Below are 18,639 nucleotides of genomic sequence, written 5' to 3'. Positions count from 1 at the left end.
GAACGAGCCGCCGACACTTGCGTCACTCCCGGTCGAGAACACGACCGTTCCGTGTCACCAAACGGCCTGAATGGTTGCGGTTCAGTCGCAGGTCGGTCTTTGTTCGGACTCTTGTCACCGAAGCTGTCATCCGTGTGGGCGGCTCGCGGGTCTGAGGAGTGTGGTCCCGCCACCATCCCCAGTCACCACCCCGGGGCGGCAGCGGTCGGACGCTGCGCGCCCCACCGAAAGGCTGTCCATGTCCCTGACGGCGCGTGCCAAGCGCACCACCGAACGCCTGCTTCCCCCCTCCGTGAGAGCCCGGAGGGAGGAGCGGCGCCAGGCCGAAGCGGCCCTCAGGGCGCAGGAGAAACGCCTGGCGAAGATCGCCGCCCGCAGGCGCGCACTCCTGGCCGAGGACCCCCGGCTGCGGACCTTCACCGTGCCGGAGGAGCAGGACACCTCGTCGGAGGAGCAGGGGAGCGGTACCGCGGGCGCGGCCGGACGGCCCGGGGGCACCGAGATGCTGGGCCGGGTCGTGGAGCACTTCACCGCCGCAGGAGCCTCCGACCGCAACCTGGGCCTGGTCACCGAGGCACTCCGGTCCGCCGGGGTCGACTACTTCCTGGTACCGGGTCGCTCACCGCTGCGCCACGTCGTGGGCGTGCACCGTTCCGGCAAGAAGGCCTTCCTGGAGGCCATGCGCGAGCTGTACGCGCACAGCGCCGTCTACGCCGCCAAACCCGGCTCGCGGGGCCGGATCACGAACCACTCCGCCTACGTCGACGGTGCCCTGGCCGAGAACGTCAAGTCCGGCCTGGTCATCCGCTTCGCCGAACAGCTGCTCTCCGCCGGGGGCGACCTGTTCGCCGGGTTCGAGTACGGCTGCGACGTGGAGTTCTGGCGGGACGGGAGTTCCGTGCTGGAGAGCGAGCGCGCCGAGCGGGCCCTGGACCGGCTCAGGGTCAAGGTCCCCGCCGACGCCATGGCCGAAGCACTGCTCGCCCCGCGGCCCAACCGGATCGCCGACGTCCTGCCCGCCTCCGAGCGCGTCACCGCCGCCCTCACCGTCAGGGGCCGTGAGCTGCCCACCTACCGGCCCTTCTCCCACCGCCACGCGGAACAGGTCGACTTCCCCGTCGACGTGGTCTACACGTGGGTGGACGGCTCCGACCCGGAGCACGCCGACAAGCGCGCCCGCCACCGCGGCCAGCAGCCGGACCTGGCCTCGCACGCCGCCAACGCCTCCCGCTTCACCGACCACGAGGAACTGCGCTACTCGCTGCGCTCCCTCCAGATGTACGCGCCGTTCGTCCGGAACATCTACGTGGTGACCGACAACCAGGTCCCGCACTGGCTGGACACGGGCGAGCCCGGCCTCACGGTGGTCGACCACCGCGACATCTTCACCGACCCGGGCGTGCTGCCGGTCTTCAGCTCGCGTGCGATCGAGACCCAGCTCCACCACATCGAGGGCCTCTCCGAGCGCTACCTCTACCTCAACGACGACGTGTTCTTCGCCAACCCGGTCGGCGCCGAGCACTTCTTCCACGCCAACGGGATCGCACTGCTGCCGTTCTCCCCGCACCAGATCGGCGTGGGCCCGCCCGTCCCGGAGGAGGCGGCGCCCAACTGGGCCGGGAAGAACGCCCGCAGACTCTTCCTGGACTCCTTCGGGGCGAACATCGCCCAGAAGATCCGGCACGCCCCCTACCCGCAGATCCGCCAGGTGCACCGGGAACTGGAGGAGCGGTACCGGGAGGACGTGGAGCGCACCGCCGCCTCCCGCTTCCGGCACCCGGACGACATCGCCATGGCCACCACGCTGCACCAGTACTACGCCCTGCTCAACGGGTACGGGGTGCGCGGTGAGTACCGGACCAGGTACGTCGACATCGGCACCGACACGGCGGCGGAGAAGCTCGCCTCCCTGGTGCCGGGGGAGTACGACTTCCTCTGCCTCAACGACTTCGACACCCCGCCGGAGCAGCAGGAGGCGGTGAGCCGCATGGTCCGCGACTTCCTGGAGCGCCGTTTCCCGTTCCCGTCGCGGTTCGAGAAGCAGACGGAACCGGCCGGGAACCGGGGGTCGCGGGTCTCCGCCGCCGTCTGACCGGGGAACGCACTCGGGGCCCGTGCCCGCTCGGGCCCCGAGTGCGGGTGGGACGGCTCGCGGACGGTCAGCCCAGGCGCCGGATGTCGCCTCGGACGCGGTAGAAACCGCCGCCGCTGGACGTGAGGACCTCGCCCACGACGTAGCGGGCGCCCGGACGCCGGATGTCCTTGGGGAACTGCACCCTCAGGGACGGGTCGAAGCCCTCGGACACCACGCGCACGCGCAGCCGCCCGCCCTCGTCCACGCACTCCACGACGACCCCGTCGGCGACCTCGCCCGCGCGGACGGTCTCCAACTCGGTGGCGGGGGTGACCGCGTCCCAGGCCGGAGCCTTCACGCTCACCGGATCGGGGACACTGCCCCGCTCCGCGGAGACGATCGCGGACTCAGTGGCGTCGATGCAGGCCAGGGAACCGTCAGTGGTGACGATGTAGAGCCGGTCCTCGTGGAACTGCATCGAGTAGGCCGATCCGCACCCCGTCGCCAGCTTCCACAGGCGGCGTCCGTCCCGGGCGAAGCAGTAGACCGAGGAGTGGCTGTCACCGGCGAAGACGTACCGCCCGTCCGGTGAGGCCGCGCAGGAGAAGACCGCTCCGTCACAGCGGTACGTCGACCGGTGCTCTCCGCCCTTGCTGATGCGGTCGACGGAGTTGCGGGAGGTGGCGGCGAAGACCTCGTCGCCCTCCTGCCAGCCGAACAGCACCGCGCCGCTGGTCGGGACCGACCAGCGCTCGTCTCCGGTGTGCGCGTCGTACATGGTCACGCCCCGGGAGTGGCCGTGGTAGACACCGGCCTCGTCGTGGCGGACCATCCACGCGGAACTGCCCGCGCTGCGCCGTGACCACTGGAACTCGTCCTCGTGGTCGATCACGGTGACCCTGCCGGCGACGTCGGAGACCCCCAGGACACCGTCGTGGATGTCCAGCCAGTAGATGTCGACGTCCTCGGCGATCTCGTACGCCACGTGCGGGATCTTGGCACCCAGGTCGTAGACCTTGCCGTCGTCGCAGCCCGCGTAGATCCAGAAGTCGTCGGCCACGATGCACTTGACGCCGTCCGGCAGACCGTAACGGGCGGTGACGGTGCCCTCGTGCGACAGGGTGTACACGTTCCCCTGCTCGTTTCCGACCCAGCAGCGCTCGCCGTCGACGAAGATGCCGAAGGCGGGGCTGCCCGAACGGAACCGCCACAGCACCGGTGCCTGGCGGGCGGTCGAGCGCTGGCTGACGATCGTCCGCCTGGTCACGGCACGCCGTTGGCGGGCCCCGGCCACCGCGGGGGCGTACCCCTTGCGCATCTTCTCGGCGATCTTCTTCGCCGCCGTCGCCTCGGCCCTGGCGACCGTGGCGTGGCTCGCGGTGCGCGACTGGCCGCTCTCCCCGATACGCCCGTACCGGATGGTGACGTCGGTGCCGTCGATCCTGACCTCGTAGAACTTGTGTGCGCCGCCGCCCTCCTCCGACAGTTCCAGGTAGGTGTGGGGGCTGGTTGTGCTGGGGGCCATGGAGCTTACCCTTCGGTGATCGTGTGTCTGGCGCACGCCGGGGAAACGGACGCCGGACAGGGGAGACGGGGGACGTCACCGGCCCGGAGGCCGTGTCGACTGGTTCCGAAACTATCGATGGGCACCGACAGTCGGGTGCTCCGGAGCCCCGCCCAGCCGCCGCGGTGCCCGCGTCCCCACCCCGGTCACAGGCTCGTGGACATCGGCCCGCCGTTCCACCGCACCGCGTCCGACAGGGCCCGCGCCGGGTCCAACGGCTCCCCGACGAGGTCGGCCCGGGCACGGTGGAGGTTCATGACGATCCGCTCGGCGTCCGCCCAGCCGCCGAACTCGCCCAGGTCGGCGGTGAGCGCGCACTCCAGGGGCGGGCGCCCCTCGCGCACGGCCCCCTCCGCTGCCTCGAGGACGAACCGGTAGTACCGCTCGTGCGCGGCCAGGACCTCGTCCAGTTCGGCACCGGTGAGAAGCGGTCCGTGACCGGGCACCACGTGCTCGGGGCCGAAGGAGCGCACCCACTCCAGGGAGCGCAGCGCCCCGTCGACCGACCCCGTCAGCACCAGCGGGGTCAGCCCGTGGAAGAGCAGGTCGCCGGTGAACAGCACACGTTCCTCGGGCAGCCAGGCGACCACGTCGCCGGGGGTGTGCGCGGTGTAGCCGGGATGGCGCAGGTCGACGCGGCGCCCGCCCAGGTGGAGCGTGAGTGCGCGGTCGAGGGTGATGGAGGGGAGCCTGCGGGTGACGTCGCCCCACTCGGGGACGGGTTCCCAGACCGCAGGCGGGTTCTCGAGGAGGGGGTCCTCGCTGAGCGCCCCGCGCATGGCGGTGTGGCCGATCAGCGCGGTGGAGCCGGGGAGCAGGCTGTTGCCGTAGGTGTGGTCGCCGTGCTGATGGGTGTTGACCGCCCACCTGAGGGGCGCCCCGGCCGTGGCGGCGGCGAGCGCGTCCAGGAAACGCCGGGTACGGGTCGCGGTGGCGCAGGTGTCCACCACGAGCAGCCCGTCGTCCCCTGCGACGGCGCCCGCGTTGTTGACCCACCAGGTGCCGTCGGGCTGCACCCAGGCGTACACGCCCTCGACGATCTCGCTCAGCTCCCCGGCGTCCGGCCCGGTCAGCGCGGTCTGTCCCATGCGAGGTCCCTTCGGCTGGTGCTCGTTGCGCCCGGAGGCGGCAGCAGCGTATCCCGCGGTTCCGCCGGGTCGGGGCGCTTCGCCCGAACCCGCCGGGGCGTGCGGCACCGGGCTGTGGATAACCGGGTCCGCGCCGGTACGAGGTGCTAACGTCCCGAACATGGACGCCCTCCGATACCTCACCGTTCTCCGCGAGAGCGGGACGCTGTTAGCCGACGCGGCCCAGGACAGGCCGCACGCCCACGTACCCACCTGCCCCGAGTGGAACGTCAACGACCTGGTCTGGCACGTCGGCGAGACCCACCACTTCTGGCGGACCATCGCCTCCGGCGCGGTCAGGGACCCCGACGACGGATACGTGCGCCCGGAACGGCCCGAGGACGAGGACCTGCTGAGCTGGTACCGGGACGGCCTGGCCGAGACGCTCACCGTGCTCACCGCGGTCGATCCGGCCGAACCGCGCTGGACCTGGGCGCCCCAGAAGGACGCCGCGTTCATCCAAAGACGCATGGCACAGGAGACCGCCGTGCACGCCTGGGACCTGCTCAACGCGGTCGGCAGGGCCGGGCCCCTGCCCGCTGACGCGGCCGCGGACGGGGTGGACGAGTTCCTCGGCTTCTTCCTGGGGCTGCGGGAGGCCCTGGGGCTGCCGACGGAACCGGTGAGGTCGGTGGGTTCCATCCTGCTGAGCGCCACCGACACCGGCCACGCGTGGACGATCGACCACACCGGGGAGCACTGGCGGGTCCGCCGCGAGGCTTACCGGGCCAGTTGCGCAGTCCAGGCCAGCGCCTCGGAACTACTGCTCGCCCTGTGGCGGCGGACCGGTACCGAGACCCTCGAGATCACCGGGAGCGCGTCCTCCTTCGACCGCCTCCTCTCCGCGGCCGAAACCGGGTAACCGTGGGAGCCTCGGGGGTCGGGCGTGATGGGTCCGAAACGCTCCGCGGGCCGGATTCCGGGGCCCCAGGGGCCCGGAGACGGTCTTCATCTGTTGAGGAAGTCCCCGACGGTTCGGGAGCGGCAAGTGCTTTTGTCCGCCGCGGTCCGGCCCGCCGAGGACGGCTCCACAGGCAAGGGCCCTCCGGTGCCGAACCCGGTCAGCCCACGACCAGTTCCCGGCCCAGGGCACCCCGCCACACCTCGGGAACCCTGCCCGGGAAGCGCACCCGCTCGGCCCCGGCGAAGCCCGCCAGGTCCGTCAGCGCCGCGGCCACCGCCGGGACGGCCTCGGCCAGATCCTCCGTGCTCTGCGTGCCCTCCTCCGCGAACACGTCCTCCGCGTTCAGCGTGCCCGTCCGGCGGTCCATCCGGAGCGCGGCCCGGCCCACCAGGCGGTCGCCGTGCAGGACGGGCAGCACGTAGTAGCCGTACTCGCGCCTGGCCCTGGGCACGTACATCTCGTTGCGGAAGGCGAAGCCCCACAGCAGTTCCGTGCGCTCCCGGTCACACAGCAGGTTGTCGAAGGGCGACAGCAGGGCCGTGCGCGGCCCCCACTCCCCGGACTCCACCCGCTCCAGGTCGGGCAGGGCGTCGCGGTGCACGTACCAGGGGTCGTCCGGCCGGGTGCCCGCCACCCGCACCCGCAGGACCCGGCCCCGCTCCACCAGCTCGGCGAGCACCCCGCCCAGCCCCGGGTAGCGGTCGCGCAGGAAGTGCCGTTCGATGTCCCGGGCCCGGCCCGCCCCCAGGGCCAGCAGCGCCAGCTCGGCGGCACGGGCCACCACCTCGGCCTCGGGGAGCTCGATGTGCTCCATCCCCTCCGGCAGACACCGTTCGGCCAGGTCCCAGTGGCGGCGGCGCCCCTCACGCCCGGCCACCATCACCCGCCCCTGGGTCCACAGGACGTCGAGCATCCGCTCCACGTTGCGCCCGGCGGTCCACCCGGACGACTCCCAGGGCACCGCGGCCAGGTCCTCGAACCCGTCGGTGGGCTGTGGCCCCCTCTCGGCGAGCCGCTGGAGGATGTGTTCGCGCAGCACACCGTTGGCCTCGATCCAGGCCGTCAGGCGTCTGCCGTGGTCCGAGGTCCCGCGCGGGTAGCGCCGCATCATGAGGTGGTGCAGCGCGTGGTCCTCGGTCAGGACGACGGAGGCCGCGTGCGCCCAGTAGTCGAAGAGCCACCGCTCCTCCCACCGGAGCCGGTCCAGGTCGGCCCGGTCGAAGGCCCCGACCCGGCTCCACAGGACCAGTTCGTGGCTGGGGGCGACCACGCCCACGGGGTCGAGCTGGAGGCAGCGCAGCGCCCGCAGAACCTCGCGCAGGCCGTCCGCTGCGGGGGACGGCGGCGGCCCGGCGAGCCGCTGGCGGACCAGGGCCAGACGGCGCACGGCCCGCCGGTCGAGTTCGGCCGCAGGGGAGGCGGCGGGCCCCGGGCCCGGGAGGGGGGAGGTCAAAGGGGCTCCTCACAGGTCGTGGGCGGGGGCGTCCGGCACCGCGCCGGAGACGACAAAGCGCGAAGATACCCTGCCGTACCGACAGAACGGGTGCTAGCGTCACAGCCATGTGGGACAGGCCTGTTGACCTCGACGAACACTCGATCCAGGACGCGCTGACGGAATGGGGCATCCACACGGCGGCCCTGGCGCACGTCCCGCTGGGGTTCGGCGACCACCACTGGAGCACCACCGACACCTCCGGCCGGCGCTGGTTCCTCACCCTCGCCGACCTGGAGCACAAGCCGTTCCTCGGCGCCGACCCGGACACGGTCCTGCGTAGCCTGGGCCTGGCCATGGACACCGCGGCCCGCCTGCATGACGAGGGCGGACTCGGGTTCGTGGTGGCTCCGCTGCGCTCAGTCCGCGGCGCCACCGCCCGACGGGTCGGCGACCGCTACGCGCTCAGCGTCTTCCCGTACACACGGGGCACGCCCGGCCACTTCGGTCAGACCCTCGAACCCGAGCAGCGCGCCCGGGTCCTGGACGCTCTCGCCCGCCTGCACGGGCGCACCCCGCCGGACACCGCCCGGGCCGTACCCCCGGACCTGGCCGGGGCCGACCGCTTGGCCGAGCTGGCCGCGGCCCCGGAGAAGATCGGCGACCAGGGCCCCTTCGCGGAGCTCACCGCCGAACTGCTCACCGAGCACGGCGCCGTCCTCCTGGGCCGTCTGGAGGAGTTCGGCCGCCGTGCCGCCGAGGTCGACGGGTCCCGCCTCGTCACCACCCACGGCGAACCGCACCCCGGGAACCTGCTGTGGCGCGAGGCGGGGCCGCTGTTCGTGGACTGGGACACCGTGGGGCTCGCCGTCCCCGAACGCGACCTGTGGCTGGTCGGTGACGACCCCGAGGACCTCGCCCGTTACACAGAGGCCGCCGGACACACACCCGACCCCGCCCTGCTCGCCCTGTACCGGCTGCGCTGGGACCTGCAGGACGTGGTGGAGTTCGTCGACTGGTTCGCCGCTCCGCACCGGCGCGGAGCCGACACCGAGCAGGCGTGGCGGGACCTCGGCGCGATCCTCGCCGGGCTGGGCCGCTGACCACGGCCGCGGGGCCCGCACCGGGCGCCCCCGGCCGCCGCACGCGGGCCGTCGCACCCCTGCCGCGGTTCAGCCGTTGGCCGCCACGGGAACGAACACCTTCAGCGCGGCCGGACGTTTGCGGAACACCACCGTCGGCGCCCCCTCCATGACCTCGCCGTCCACCGCCAGCAACCGGGGCTCGTCCGGGATGGCCAGGGTCAGCGACTCGGTGAGCCGCTCGGTGTAGCCCGCGCCGGACAGCGCCCGGCCCAACAGCACGTCCGCCAGTGCCCGCAGCCGGGGGAACGGCGTTCGTGCGCACAGCACCCGCACGTCCAACCGCCCGTCGTCCAGGTTCTCCCGCAGCCCCGGCATCCGCGCGTGCGTCCGGTACCGGCAGTTGCCCACGAACGCCCACCACACCTTGGCCGGGCGTCCGTCCACCAACGCCGGGGTCGGTTGGACCTCGCGCAGGTCCCGCCAGAGGGCCAGGGCGAAGGCGGGCCACTTACCGATCCGGTCGGCCCACCGGTCGCGCCGTTCCACCATGCGCGGGTACGAACCGAAGGAGGACGTGTTGAGGAAGACGTGTCCGTCCACCTCGCCCACGTCCACCCGGGCCAGGCGGCGTCCGGCGAAGGCGCGCAACGAGGTCTCCACCGAGGTCAGCCCGAGTGTGCGGGCGAAGTTGTTCAGGGTGCCGTCCGGCAGCACCAGCAGCGGCCGGTCGTGGGCCAGCGCGGCCGTGGCCCCGGCGTTGACGGTCCCGTCGCCGCCGGCCACCGCGAGCACCTCGCAGTCGCGTGCGGCCTTGTCCATCACCTCGGCGACGTCGTCGTCGGCGGACATCGGCACGATCCTCGCCCGGGGCAGCCGGCGGGCCACCCGGGCGGTCGTGTCGGCGGTGCTCAGGGCGGGCACCGTGTTGTCACCTCCGCGGGGGTTGACCACCACCGTCACCCCGACGCCCTCGGGGTCCTCCGGGGCCTCGCCCGCGGGGACGGTGTTCGCCCCGAAGACGAGTTCGGGACGGGGCGGGACGAGGGCGCGGGCCAGCAGGGCCGACCCGACCCCCAGGGCCGCTCCGCCGAGTATGTCGCCCGGGTAGTGGACACCGCTGTGCACGCGGGAGAAGCCCACCATGCCCGCGATCGCCGACACCAGGACGGACAGCGGGAGCGGTGCGTCCGCCATGACGCCGCCCGCGTAGCCGGTCGCGGCGGCGGTGTGCCCGGAGGGGAAGGAGGAGCTGGGGTAGGTGCGGTAGGGGGAGCGGGCCTCGGGCACCGAAGAACTGTCCGGTCGGGACCGCTGCGCCAGGTACTTGACCGCAGCGGAACCGAGGTTGGCGGCCCCGGCGGCGACGATCGCCCGCAGCGCGGTGCGGCGCAGCCGCGGACCGCCGGTGACCGCGAGCGTGGCCGAGACCAGTACCCACGGCGCCATGTTGTCGGTGCCCTGGACGAACTTCGGTGTGAAACCGTCCAGGACGGGTGTGCCCACCCGGGTGATCCGGTCGTAGACACGTTTGTCGATCCGCTGGAGTCGCTGGAGCAGTCGCATGGGGCTCAGCCTGGTACCCGGGGGTCGGATTGTCCATAGGCGGGCTTCGTCGCCCGGGCCACACCGGACCGCCCCACTCCGCCCCGGGCGTTGGCAGCCGCGTCTTGGGCGGCCCGGGGGTCCGACAGGGCCGCGGCTCCGCGCGCAGCTCGTGAGGGGCCGGTCATCGGGGGCACGGGTCGGGGGCGACGACTGGGGAAGAGCCGTCGCCCCCGCACCGCGTTCCGGCTGTGTCCCGTACGCGCCTCGGGACACCCACCGATTCCTTTTAGGTTAGCCTGCCCTTGTTTCGCTTGCGGTGGTTTTCCCGTCTTTCCTCCAGTCCGGGAGGGCCCCTGCACGGACCGCGGTCCGGGAGCCGGTCGACACCGCCTTCCCCGGCCGCCCGTCCTGCCCGGGCCGTCGGGGGACCGACGGCGAACCCGGCCCGGCACCCGGAGGCGGGCCGCCCGGCGGCGCCCTCTGACCGGGGGCGCCGTACCCCCCGCGGCCCCGGATCGCGGTCTGGTGGCCGGTTTCGGCCCTGGAGGCGAGGTTTCGGAGGAGCCCCGGAAGAGTAGGTTTCGGGCGTTCCCCTAGGAAAGGCACCCATGGCCACCACCGAGACCCCCGACCCCATCCACGTCGTGGTCCTGCACTCCGAGCAGCCGCTCACCGCCGACCCCGCCGAGGCCCACCCCGGCTGCCGGGTCACCGTGCTCACCGACGGCGCCCCCACCGCGGTCAGCGAGGAGGTGGAGCTCCCGGACGTGGTGTCCATGCCGCGCTCGGAGTGGGCCGACCAGCTCGCCCGGTGGGCTCGGGGCGGGCGGATCGACGTGGTGACCGGGGACCGGGCCTGTCGGCAGGTGTGCGCCGAGCTCCGTTCCGGGCTCGGTCTGGCCCCGGGCTCCACCGCCCTCGCTGACCTCTGACCCACCGGTACCCGGGCGGCGGCCCCGGCTGGTCCCCCGCTCCCTTCGCGCACCGCGGCCGACCGAGTACGGCACGGACCGCGAGGAGGACTCCGACAGGCCATGTCGGCATCCCCCTCGCATTCCGTGAATCTTTTCTGCCAGCCACCAATCCGCGCCGCCGCCTGCTCCGAATCCCTCGCGTCACCCACACACCGGTTTCGCGAGAGGACGCATGAGCACACACATCCCCGGGCGTCGCAGGGTCGCGGTCATCGGCGGCGGCGTCTCCGGGCTGACCGCGGCGCACGTCCTGCACCGCCACGACGACGTGACCCTGTTCGAGGCCGACGACCGCCCCGGCGGGCACGCCCACACCCACTCCCTGACCGGCCCCGACGGCGGGGAACTCGGTGTGGACAGCGGCTTCATCGTGCACAACCGCCGCACGTACCCGAACCTCCTCCGGCTCTTCGACGAGCTGGGCGTGACCACCCGGCCCACCGAGATGAGCCTGTCGGTGAGCTGCGCGGACTGCGGCCTGGAGTACGCGGGCGCGCGCGGGCTCCGGGCCCTGTGGCCGGGCCGCGCCCGGCACGGCACCGCCTACCTGCGCATGCTCGCCGACGTCCCCCGCTTCCACCGGGCCGCCCGCCGCCTGCTCGGCACCGCCCGGGCCGTGGACCCCCACGGGACCGTGGTCGGCCCCACCCTCGGGGCCTTCGTCGAGCGGCACGGGTTCTCCCCCTACTTCACCGCCCACTTCCTCCAGCCCCTGGTCTCCGCGGTGTGGTCCTGCCCGGCGGGCACCGCCCTGGACTACCCCGCCCGCCACCTGTTCACCTTCCTGGAGCACCACGGCATGCTCGGGATCTGGGGGTCGCCGCGCTGGCGCACCGTGGAGGGCGGATCGCGCGCCTACGTCGAGCGCGTGGTCAAGAACCTGCACTCGGTTCGCCTGGGCACCCCAGTGCTGGGCCTCTCCCGCACCGGAGACGGGGTACGGCTGCGCACCGCCACCGAGGACCTGGAGTTCGACGCCGCCGTGGTCGCCACCCACGCCGACCAGGCCCTCGCCCTCCTCGACGCGCCCACCCCGGAGGAGGCCGAGGTCCTGGGCGCCTTCACCTACTCCCTCAACCGCACCCTGCTGCACACCGACACCTCGGTCCTCCCCGCCGACCGCGACACCTGGGCCTCCTGGAACCACCGCCTGTCCTCCTGCGACCCGGGCCGTGCCCCGGTCCGGGTCAGCTACCACATGAACCGCCTCCAGGGCCTGCCCGGGGGCACCGACTACGTGGTCACCCTCAACGCCGACGACCACGTGGACCCCGACCGGGTGATCGTCGCCATGGACTACACCCATCCCGTCTTCACCCCGGAGTCGGTCGCCGCGCAGCGCCGCCTGCGCGACCTCGACGGGCCCACCCTCGCCTTCGCCGGGGCCCACCACGGCTGGGGCTTCCACGAGGACGGCTGCCGGGCCGGCGTCGAGGCGGCCGCGGCCCTGGGGAGGCAGTGGTGACCACCGCACGGGAACGGGGCACGGCCGCCCGAGCGGCGCCGTCGGTACCGGTGACACCCGCGCTGTACGAGGCGACCGTGCGGCACGTGCGCGTCGAACCCCTGCGCCACGCCTTCGCGCACCGCACCCACTACTGGCTGATCGACCTCGACCACCCGCCCCGGCTCCCGTGGCCGCTGCGGTTCCTGGCCGGGTTCCACCCCGCCGACCACGGCGACGGCCGGGCCGCGACCCTGCGCTCCGACCTCGACGCCTACCTGCGCGCACACGGCGTCACCCCGCACGGCGGCCGGATCCTGATGCTCGCCCACCCGCGGGTACTCGGATACGTCTTCAACCCGCTCACCGTCTACTGGTGCCACCACCCCGACGGGTCCCCGCTCGCGGTGGTCGCCGAGGTGCACAACACCTACGGCGGCCGACACCGTTACCTCCTCCACCCGGACGAGCGGGGCCGCGCCGCCGTGGCCAAGGCCCTGTACGTGTCCCCCTTCAACGCGGTCGACGGCCACTACCGGCTCAGCCTGCCCGAACCGGGGGAACGGCTGGCCCTGACCGTCGCCCTCCACCGCGGCGGGCGGCCGCCCTTCACCGCCTCCGTGCACGGCCGCCGCCGACCCGCCACGGCCGCCCGGCTGCTGGGCCTGTCCCTGCGCCAACCGCTGGCCCCCCTCGTGAACGCGGTCCGCATCCGCGTCCACGGGGTCTGGTTGTACCTGCGCGGCCTCCCCGTCCGGGCACGGCCCGGGCCGTCCCCGTGCCCCGGCGGGCCGCCCGCACGATCCGGACCATCCACCGACGGCTCCTGAGGACACGCACCGGGTGCGGCCGCACCCGGGAGAGCCCCGACCCCTTCCGAACCACGAGGAACACGACCATGACGACCACCAACCCGAACCCGCCCGGGACCGTCGACCCGCACCGCTGGCCCGACGTGGCCCGGATCCCCTCCGGGAGACTGCGCACCGCCGTGGCCCGCGGCCTCGTCGCCCGCGCCCTCCCAGCGGTCGGCATCCGCCTGCACACGGGCCCCCAGTCCCCGCCCGCCGGGCCCGCCGAGGACGGAGCCCCGGTCCTGTGGCTGCGCGACCCCGACGCCTTCCACGCCCGCCTCGCACACGACGGCCTCATCGGGTTCGGGGAGTCGTACATGGCGGGGGAGTGGGACTCACCCGACCCGGTGGCCGCGCTCACCCGTTTCGCCGAGCACTACGAGGAGCTCGTCCCCAGGCCGCTGCAGCCCCTGCGCCACCTCACGCTGCCGCGCAGACCCCCCTCCGACCGCAACACCCGTGCCGGGGCCCGCCGCCACATCAGCCACCACTACGACCTCTCCAACGACCTCTTCGCGCTCTTCCTGGACCGCACCATGACCTACTCGTCAGCGCTGTTCACCGACGGGGACCCGCGCGACCCGCAGGGGCTGGCCCGCGCCCAGGAGCGCAAGGTCGACCGGCTCCTGGACGCCGCCGCGGTCACCGACGGCACCCGCCTGCTGGAGATCGGTACCGGCTGGGGGGAGCTGGCCGTGCGCGCCGCCCGGCGCGGCGCCCGCGTCACCTCCATCACCCTGTCCACCGAGCAGCGCGACCTCGCCCGCGAACGGGTGGCGGCCGAGGGGTTGTCCGAACTGGTCACCGTGGACCTGTGCGACTACCGGGACGCCACCGGCTCCTACGACTCCGTGGTGAGCTGCGAGATGATCGAGGCGGTCGGAGAGCGCTACTGGCCCGCCTACTTCACCGCCCTGGACAGGCTGGTCCGCCCCGGCGGCAGGGTCGCCCTGCAGAGCATCACCATGGAGCACCGGATGATGCGGGCCTCCCGCACCTCCCACACCTGGATGCACAAGTACGTGTTCCCCGGCGGGCTCATCCCCTCGGTCACCGCAGTTCGCGAACAGCTCGCCGCCCGCACCGGCCTGCGGATCACCGACCGCCTCGCCTTCGGCCACGACTACGCCGACACCCTGCGCGTGTGGCGGGACAGCTTCACCGGCGCCGCGGACCGGGTCCGGGCCCTGGGCTTCGACGACACCTTCCGCCGGATGTGGAACTTCTACCTGTCCTACTGCGAGGCCGGTTTCCGGTCCGGGATCATCGACGTCGAGCAGATCACCATGGAGCGTGCCGCATGAGCACCACGACCCGCCCCCGGGGCGCCGCCCACCTCATCGGCCCCCTGGCCGCCGCCTTCCTCAACGGTGTGCTGCCGGTCCGCCTGCGCGCCTGGGACGGCAGCGAGACCGGCCCCGAAAACGCCCCGCGCGTGACCGTCCGCGACCGCGACGCCCTCCGCCACATCCTGGCCAGGCCCGGGGAGCTGGGCCTGTCCCGCGCCTACGTCACCGGCGGGATCGAGGTCGAGGGCGACCTCACCGAGGCGCTGCGCCGGGTGTGGGCGTCGGTCCGCGAACACGGCACGTCCCTGCCCGGGCCGCGCACCTGGGCGCGGATCGCCCACGTCGCCCTGGTCCTGGGCGTGGTCGGTCCGCCGCCGCCCCCGCCGGCGGCCGAGGCCCGCACCGGCGGACGGCTGCACTCCAGGCAGCGCGACGCCGCCGCGATCTCGCACCACTACGACGCGGGCAACGACCTCTACGAACTCCTCCTCGACGAGACCATGGCCTACTCCTGCGCCCTGTGGGACGAGGACGAACCCGAACAGAGCCTGGCCGGGGCCCAGCGCGCCAAACTCGACCTGGTCTGCGACAAGCTCGGGCTGACCAAGGGCGACCGGCTCCTCGACGTGGGCTGCGGCTGGGGTTCGCTCACCCTGCACGCCGCCCGGTGGTACGGGGCGCGGGTCGCCGCGGTGACCCTGTCCGAACGCCAACGCGACCACGTGCACCGGCGCGCGGAGGAGGAGGGGCTCGACCAGCTCGTGGACGTGCGCCTGCTGCACCACCGCGACATCGAACCCGACACCTTCGGGCCCGGGCCCTTCGACGCCGTCGCCGCCGTGGAGATGGGCGAGCACGTGGGCCGGGACACCTACGCGCCCTTCGCCCGCCAGCTCCACGACCTGCTGGCCCCCGGCGGGTCCCTGCTGGTCCAGCAGATGTCCCGGCGCGGCGCCCACCCCGGCGGCGGCCCGTTCATCGAACGCTACGTCGCCCCGGACATGCACATGCGCCCGCTCGGCGAGACCGTCGGCCTGCTGGAGGAGGCGGGCTTGGAGGTGCGCGGCGTGCAGGCCCTGCGCGAGCACTACGTGCGCACCGCCCGCGCCTGGTCGGACACGCTGGAGCGCCGTTTCGACGAGCTGGTCTCCCTGGCCGGGCCGCAGGCGGCCCGGATGTGGCGGCTCTACCTCGCCGGGGGAGCACTCGCCTTCGAGGAGGGCCGCATGGGCGTGGACCAGATCCTCGCCCGCCGCCCGGGCTCGGACCCGGCGGAGGCGGACGCGTGAGCACCACCACCGCCCTCCTGCTCAACCTCGGCCTCACCGCCGCCGTGCTGGGGGCCCTCATGCTCGCCACCTTCGCCGTCGGGGTGCGCCTGGGCAGGCACAGCGTCGTGGACGTCGCCTGGGGACCGGCCTTCGCCGCGGTCGCGGTGACCACCGCGACCGTCGCCACCGCCACCGGGTTCGGCGACCCCGTCCGGAACTGGCTGCTGTGCGTCCTCACCGCGGTGTGGGGGCTGCGTCTGGCCACCCACATCGGTCTGCGCAGCCGGGGCAAGGGGGAGGACCCCCGCTACGAGCGGTTCCTCGCCGACGCCCCCGGCAACCCGAACCTGTACGCGCTGCGCGTGGTCTACCTGCTCCAGGGCGCCCTGGTCCTGCTGGTCTCACTCCCGATCCAGGTGGCCGCCTTCACCGCCGGTCCCCTGGGCTGGGCGGCCTTCCTCGGCGCATCGCTCTGGCTGGTCGGGATGGTCTTCGAGAGCGTCGGTGACGCCCAGCTCGCCCGGTTCAAGGCCGACCCCGCCAACAAGGGGAGGATCATGGACCGGGGCCTGTGGGCCTGGACCCGGCACCCGAACTACTTCGGTGACGCCTGTGTCTGGTGGGGGCTCTTCCTCGTCGCGGCCGGTTCCTGGTGGGTGCTGCTCACCCTGCCCGCGCCCCTGGTGATGACCTACCTGCTCACCAGGGGCTCAGGGCAGCGGCTGCTCGACGAGCACATGTCGGGGCGTCCCGGCTGGGCGGAGTACGCGGCCAGGACCAGCGCCTTCCTCCCCCTGCCGCCGAAGAGGTCCGCCCCGGGGGCGTAGGGGTTTCCGGGGGACGGGGGACGGGGGACGGCCCGGGCCGGGGGAGGGAGACGACCCTTTCCCGGCCCGGGCGGCCGCGGTCCCACCGGGGGAGCAGCCTCACACCGAGGGGATCTGGCCGCCGTCGACCCTGACCACCGAGCCGTTCACGTAGGCGGCCTGTTGGCTGGCCAGGAACGCGGCCACCGCGCCGTACTCCTCGGGGTCGCCGTAGCGGCCCGCAGGGATGGATCCGCGGGCCTGCTCCCGGACCTGTTCCAGGGGCAGCCCCGAACGCTCGGCGCGGGCCCGGTCCAGTGAGTCCACCCGCGGGGTGGCGATCCGGCCCGGCACGATCACGTTGGCCGTCACCCCGTCGGCGGCCACCTCGTTGGCCACCGTCTTGGACCAGGAGTGCAGCGAGGCGCGCAGCGTGTTGGACACCCCCAGGTTCGGGACGGGCGCGATCGGGCCCGACGAGGTGCTCGTGATGATCCGGCCCCAGCCGCGTTCGCGCATCCCGCCGACCACGGCGTCGGTCAGCCCGATCACCGGCAGCACCATCGCCGCGTACATGTCCTGCCACAGTCCGGGGCGCTGGCCCAGCGCTGTGGTGGGCGGCGGCCCGCCGGTGTTGTTGACCAGGATGTCCACCGGTCCCAGCTCGTCGACGACCCGGGAGACGACCTCGCCCGCGCGGCCGTGCTCGGCCAGGTCCCAGGAGACGCCGACGGCGTCCGCGCCGTGCGCACGGCAGGCCGCCACGGCCGCGTCCAGACGCTCCTCGTCGCGCCCGGTCACCGCCACCCGAACGCCCTCCGCGGCCAGCGCGACCGCCACCGCCCGGCCCAGTCCGGAGGTGGCCGCGGTCACCAGGGCGACCTTGCCCGCGATTCCCAGATCCATGTCACTCCTCAGGCTTTCCAGCAGTGCTCACGGCATCCTGGCAGGCCCCCGGGGATCAGGCCAGCCGGGTCGGGCTCAGGGGGCGCCCCGGGAACGGTCGGCCCCGTCCTGCTGCCGTCTGCTGTGGCGGGCGACCCGGACCCGGTTGCCGCAGCCCTTGGAACACCATTCCCGCCGGGGGTGGGTGCGCAGGTAGAAGAGGACGCAGCCGGGTGCGGGGCAGGCACGGAGCTGTTCCAGTTGCGGTCCGGTGAGCAGGTCCACGGCGGTGCGGGCGACCCGGGCCAGCACGGCGGAGGGGGTGTCCGGGGCGTCGGTGCGCCGCACTGCGGGTCCGTGTCCGGCGGGCGGGAGTTCGACGGTGTCCCGGTGGGCCCGGGACGCGGCGTTGACGGCGGCCGTGTCCGCGGGGTCCGCCTCCCTCCCGGCCGCCGCGGCGGCGACCACCCGGTGCAGGGACCCGCGCAGGTCGGTGAATGCGGTGAGCGCCTCAGGACGGGGTTGGGGCACGGGGTCGAGCGGGCCCAGAACCTCGGCCTGCGCGGCGATCCAGTCGGCCAGGTCGGCGGGGGTGGTGAGTGCGTCCACCAGCTGTCCGCGTAGCCCGCCGCGGATGAACACGGTGTTCACCAGGTCCAGCGCCGGATGCTCGCCGAGCACCGGCATGTCCCGGACTCTCCCTGAGATCGCCATCACCTAATGGTACGGGGCTTGTCTGTCGTTGGTTCTCCTGGAATGCTTCCCTTGTTGCTAATGAAAGCAATGCTTGCCATCCATTAGCTCAACGGACACAGGTAGGAACATGACCACGCAGACCTCCGAAACCCGGACCCCCGCCCCGACCTCACGAATCCGCTCCTTCCTGGCCGGGAAGGCTCCGGCCCCCGCCTCCGCCCGCACGGTCGCCCTCGGTACCGCCACCAGCGTGGCCGCACTCCTCGTCCTGGCCGCCGGAGCCGTGGCGCTCGACATGCCGCTGCTCATACCACCGCTCGCCGCCAGCATGGCCCTGGTCGCGGGGGCCCCGGCCCTGCCGCTGGCCCAGCCGCGCAGTGTGGTGGGTGGGCAGCTGCTGTCCGCACTGACCGGTTTCGCCGTCCTGCTCGTGGCCGAACCCGGAATCTGGGCTGCCGCAGTCGCCGGCGGACTGGCCCTGGGGGCGATGGCCCTGGCCCGTACCCCGCACTCGCCGGCCGCGGCCACCGCTCTCATCGTCGCCCTGCAGGCGCCTCCGTTCTGGTCCTTCACGGGCCTCCTCGCGGTGGCAGCCTCGGTGCTGGTCCTGGTCGGCCTGGTCGGCAACCGGGTCTCCGCCCGCCCCTACCCCGTCTACTGGTGGTGACCGGGCTACCCCGTCACCGCAC

At 73.4% G+C, this 18,639-nt stretch carries 16 protein-coding genes; 10 read left to right on the top strand and 6 right to left on the bottom strand.

All coding sequences use genetic code 11. The features are described from left to right. Window positions 1–238 precede the first annotated feature (238 nt). Window positions 239–2,092, top strand: coding sequence for a stealth family protein (locus IE195_RS15685; RefSeq protein WP_191272099.1), 1,854 nt, complete (start codon window positions 239–241; stop codon window positions 2,090–2,092). 67 nt (window positions 2,093–2,159) lie between these two features. Here the strand turns inward: IE195_RS15685 and IE195_RS15680 are convergent, their stop codons facing one another. Further along, the gene (locus IE195_RS15680) at window positions 2,160–3,599 is read right to left on the bottom strand and encodes a WGR domain-containing protein (RefSeq protein ID WP_191272097.1); all 1,440 of its coding nucleotides are present in this window, start codon (window positions 3,597–3,599) and stop codon (window positions 2,160–2,162) included. A gap of 185 nt (window positions 3,600–3,784) precedes the next feature. Further along, window positions 3,785–4,726: an MBL fold metallo-hydrolase gene (locus IE195_RS15675; RefSeq protein ID WP_191272095.1), complete on the bottom strand. Its 942-nt coding sequence runs from the start codon at window positions 4,724–4,726 to the stop codon at window positions 3,785–3,787. A gap of 160 nt (window positions 4,727–4,886) precedes the next feature. Between IE195_RS15675 and IE195_RS15670 the strand changes: the two genes are divergently transcribed. Next, the gene (locus tag IE195_RS15670) at window positions 4,887–5,627 is read left to right on the top strand and encodes a maleylpyruvate isomerase family mycothiol-dependent enzyme (RefSeq protein ID WP_191272093.1); all 741 of its coding nucleotides are present in this window, start codon (window positions 4,887–4,889) and stop codon (window positions 5,625–5,627) included. A gap of 199 nt (window positions 5,628–5,826) precedes the next feature. Here the strand turns inward: IE195_RS15670 and IE195_RS15665 are convergent, their stop codons facing one another. Beyond that, entirely contained in the window at window positions 5,827–7,122 is a 1,296-nt protein-coding gene (locus tag IE195_RS15665) for a winged helix-turn-helix domain-containing protein (protein ID WP_191272091.1), read from the bottom strand. A gap of 107 nt (window positions 7,123–7,229) precedes the next feature. Between IE195_RS15665 and IE195_RS15660 the strand changes: the two genes are divergently transcribed. Further along, window positions 7,230–8,204 (top strand): phosphotransferase, encoded by a 975-nt coding sequence (locus IE195_RS15660; RefSeq protein ID WP_191272089.1) that lies wholly within the window; start codon window positions 7,230–7,232, stop codon window positions 8,202–8,204. Window positions 8,205–8,273: 69 nt separating this feature from the next. Here IE195_RS15660 and IE195_RS15655 read toward each other — a convergent pair whose 3' ends face one another. Then, window positions 8,274–9,749, bottom strand: a complete 1,476-nt coding sequence (locus IE195_RS15655; protein ID WP_191272087.1) for a bifunctional phosphatase PAP2/diacylglycerol kinase family protein — start codon at window positions 9,747–9,749, stop codon at window positions 8,274–8,276. A gap of 590 nt (window positions 9,750–10,339) precedes the next feature. Here IE195_RS15655 and IE195_RS15650 point away from each other — a divergent pair. The 6 genes from IE195_RS15650 to IE195_RS15625 all read left to right on the top strand — a co-directional run bounded on the left by IE195_RS15650 (window position 10,340) and on the right by IE195_RS15625 (window position 16,390). Continuing rightward, window positions 10,340–10,663: a hypothetical protein gene (locus tag IE195_RS15650; protein WP_191272085.1), complete on the top strand. Its 324-nt coding sequence runs from the start codon at window positions 10,340–10,342 to the stop codon at window positions 10,661–10,663. Between the two features lie 214 nt (window positions 10,664–10,877). Then, window positions 10,878–12,170 (top strand): NAD(P)/FAD-dependent oxidoreductase, encoded by a 1,293-nt coding sequence (locus IE195_RS15645; RefSeq protein ID WP_191272083.1) that lies wholly within the window; start codon window positions 10,878–10,880, stop codon window positions 12,168–12,170. Further along, entirely contained in the window at window positions 12,167–12,979 is an 813-nt protein-coding gene (locus tag IE195_RS15640; RefSeq protein WP_229826242.1) for a DUF1365 domain-containing protein, read from the top strand. The genes IE195_RS15645 and IE195_RS15640 overlap by 4 nt, the downstream gene beginning before the upstream one ends. Before the next feature lie 68 nt (window positions 12,980–13,047). Then, window positions 13,048–14,307 (top strand): SAM-dependent methyltransferase, encoded by a 1,260-nt coding sequence (locus tag IE195_RS15635; RefSeq protein WP_191272081.1) that lies wholly within the window; start codon window positions 13,048–13,050, stop codon window positions 14,305–14,307. Beyond that, window positions 14,304–15,581, top strand: a complete 1,278-nt coding sequence (locus tag IE195_RS15630; RefSeq protein WP_191272079.1) for a class I SAM-dependent methyltransferase — start codon at window positions 14,304–14,306, stop codon at window positions 15,579–15,581. The genes IE195_RS15635 and IE195_RS15630 overlap by 4 nt, the downstream gene beginning before the upstream one ends. A 59-nt stretch (window positions 15,582–15,640) precedes the next feature. Next, on the top strand, window positions 15,641–16,390 hold the full coding sequence (locus tag IE195_RS15625) for a DUF1295 domain-containing protein (RefSeq protein ID WP_225943331.1): 750 nt from the start codon (window positions 15,641–15,643) through the stop codon (window positions 16,388–16,390). 99 nt (window positions 16,391–16,489) lie between these two features. On the opposite strand, the gene IE195_RS15620 is transcribed toward IE195_RS15625, so the two are convergent. After that, a complete protein-coding gene (locus tag IE195_RS15620; RefSeq protein WP_191272075.1) occupies window positions 16,490–17,275 on the bottom strand; it encodes an SDR family oxidoreductase in 786 nt (261 codons plus the stop codon). 75 nt (window positions 17,276–17,350) lie between these two features. Continuing rightward, window positions 17,351–17,968: a CGNR zinc finger domain-containing protein gene (locus IE195_RS15615; RefSeq protein WP_191272072.1), complete on the bottom strand. Its 618-nt coding sequence runs from the start codon at window positions 17,966–17,968 to the stop codon at window positions 17,351–17,353. Window positions 17,969–18,077: 109 nt separating this feature from the next. Here IE195_RS15615 and IE195_RS15610 point away from each other — a divergent pair, with 109 nt between their 5' ends. Then, window positions 18,078–18,617, top strand: coding sequence for an HPP family protein (locus IE195_RS15610; RefSeq protein WP_191272070.1), 540 nt, complete (start codon window positions 18,078–18,080; stop codon window positions 18,615–18,617). Window positions 18,618–18,639 lie beyond the last annotated feature (22 nt).

Origin of the sequence: Nocardiopsis terrae (assembly GCF_014651695.1) — a bacterium.
GTDB classification, from domain to species: Bacteria; Actinomycetota; Actinomycetes; order Streptosporangiales; family Streptosporangiaceae; genus Nocardiopsis; species Nocardiopsis terrae.
The sequence above is the reverse complement of the archived record's forward strand: the minus strand, read 5'-3'. Positions and strand labels throughout refer to the sequence as shown.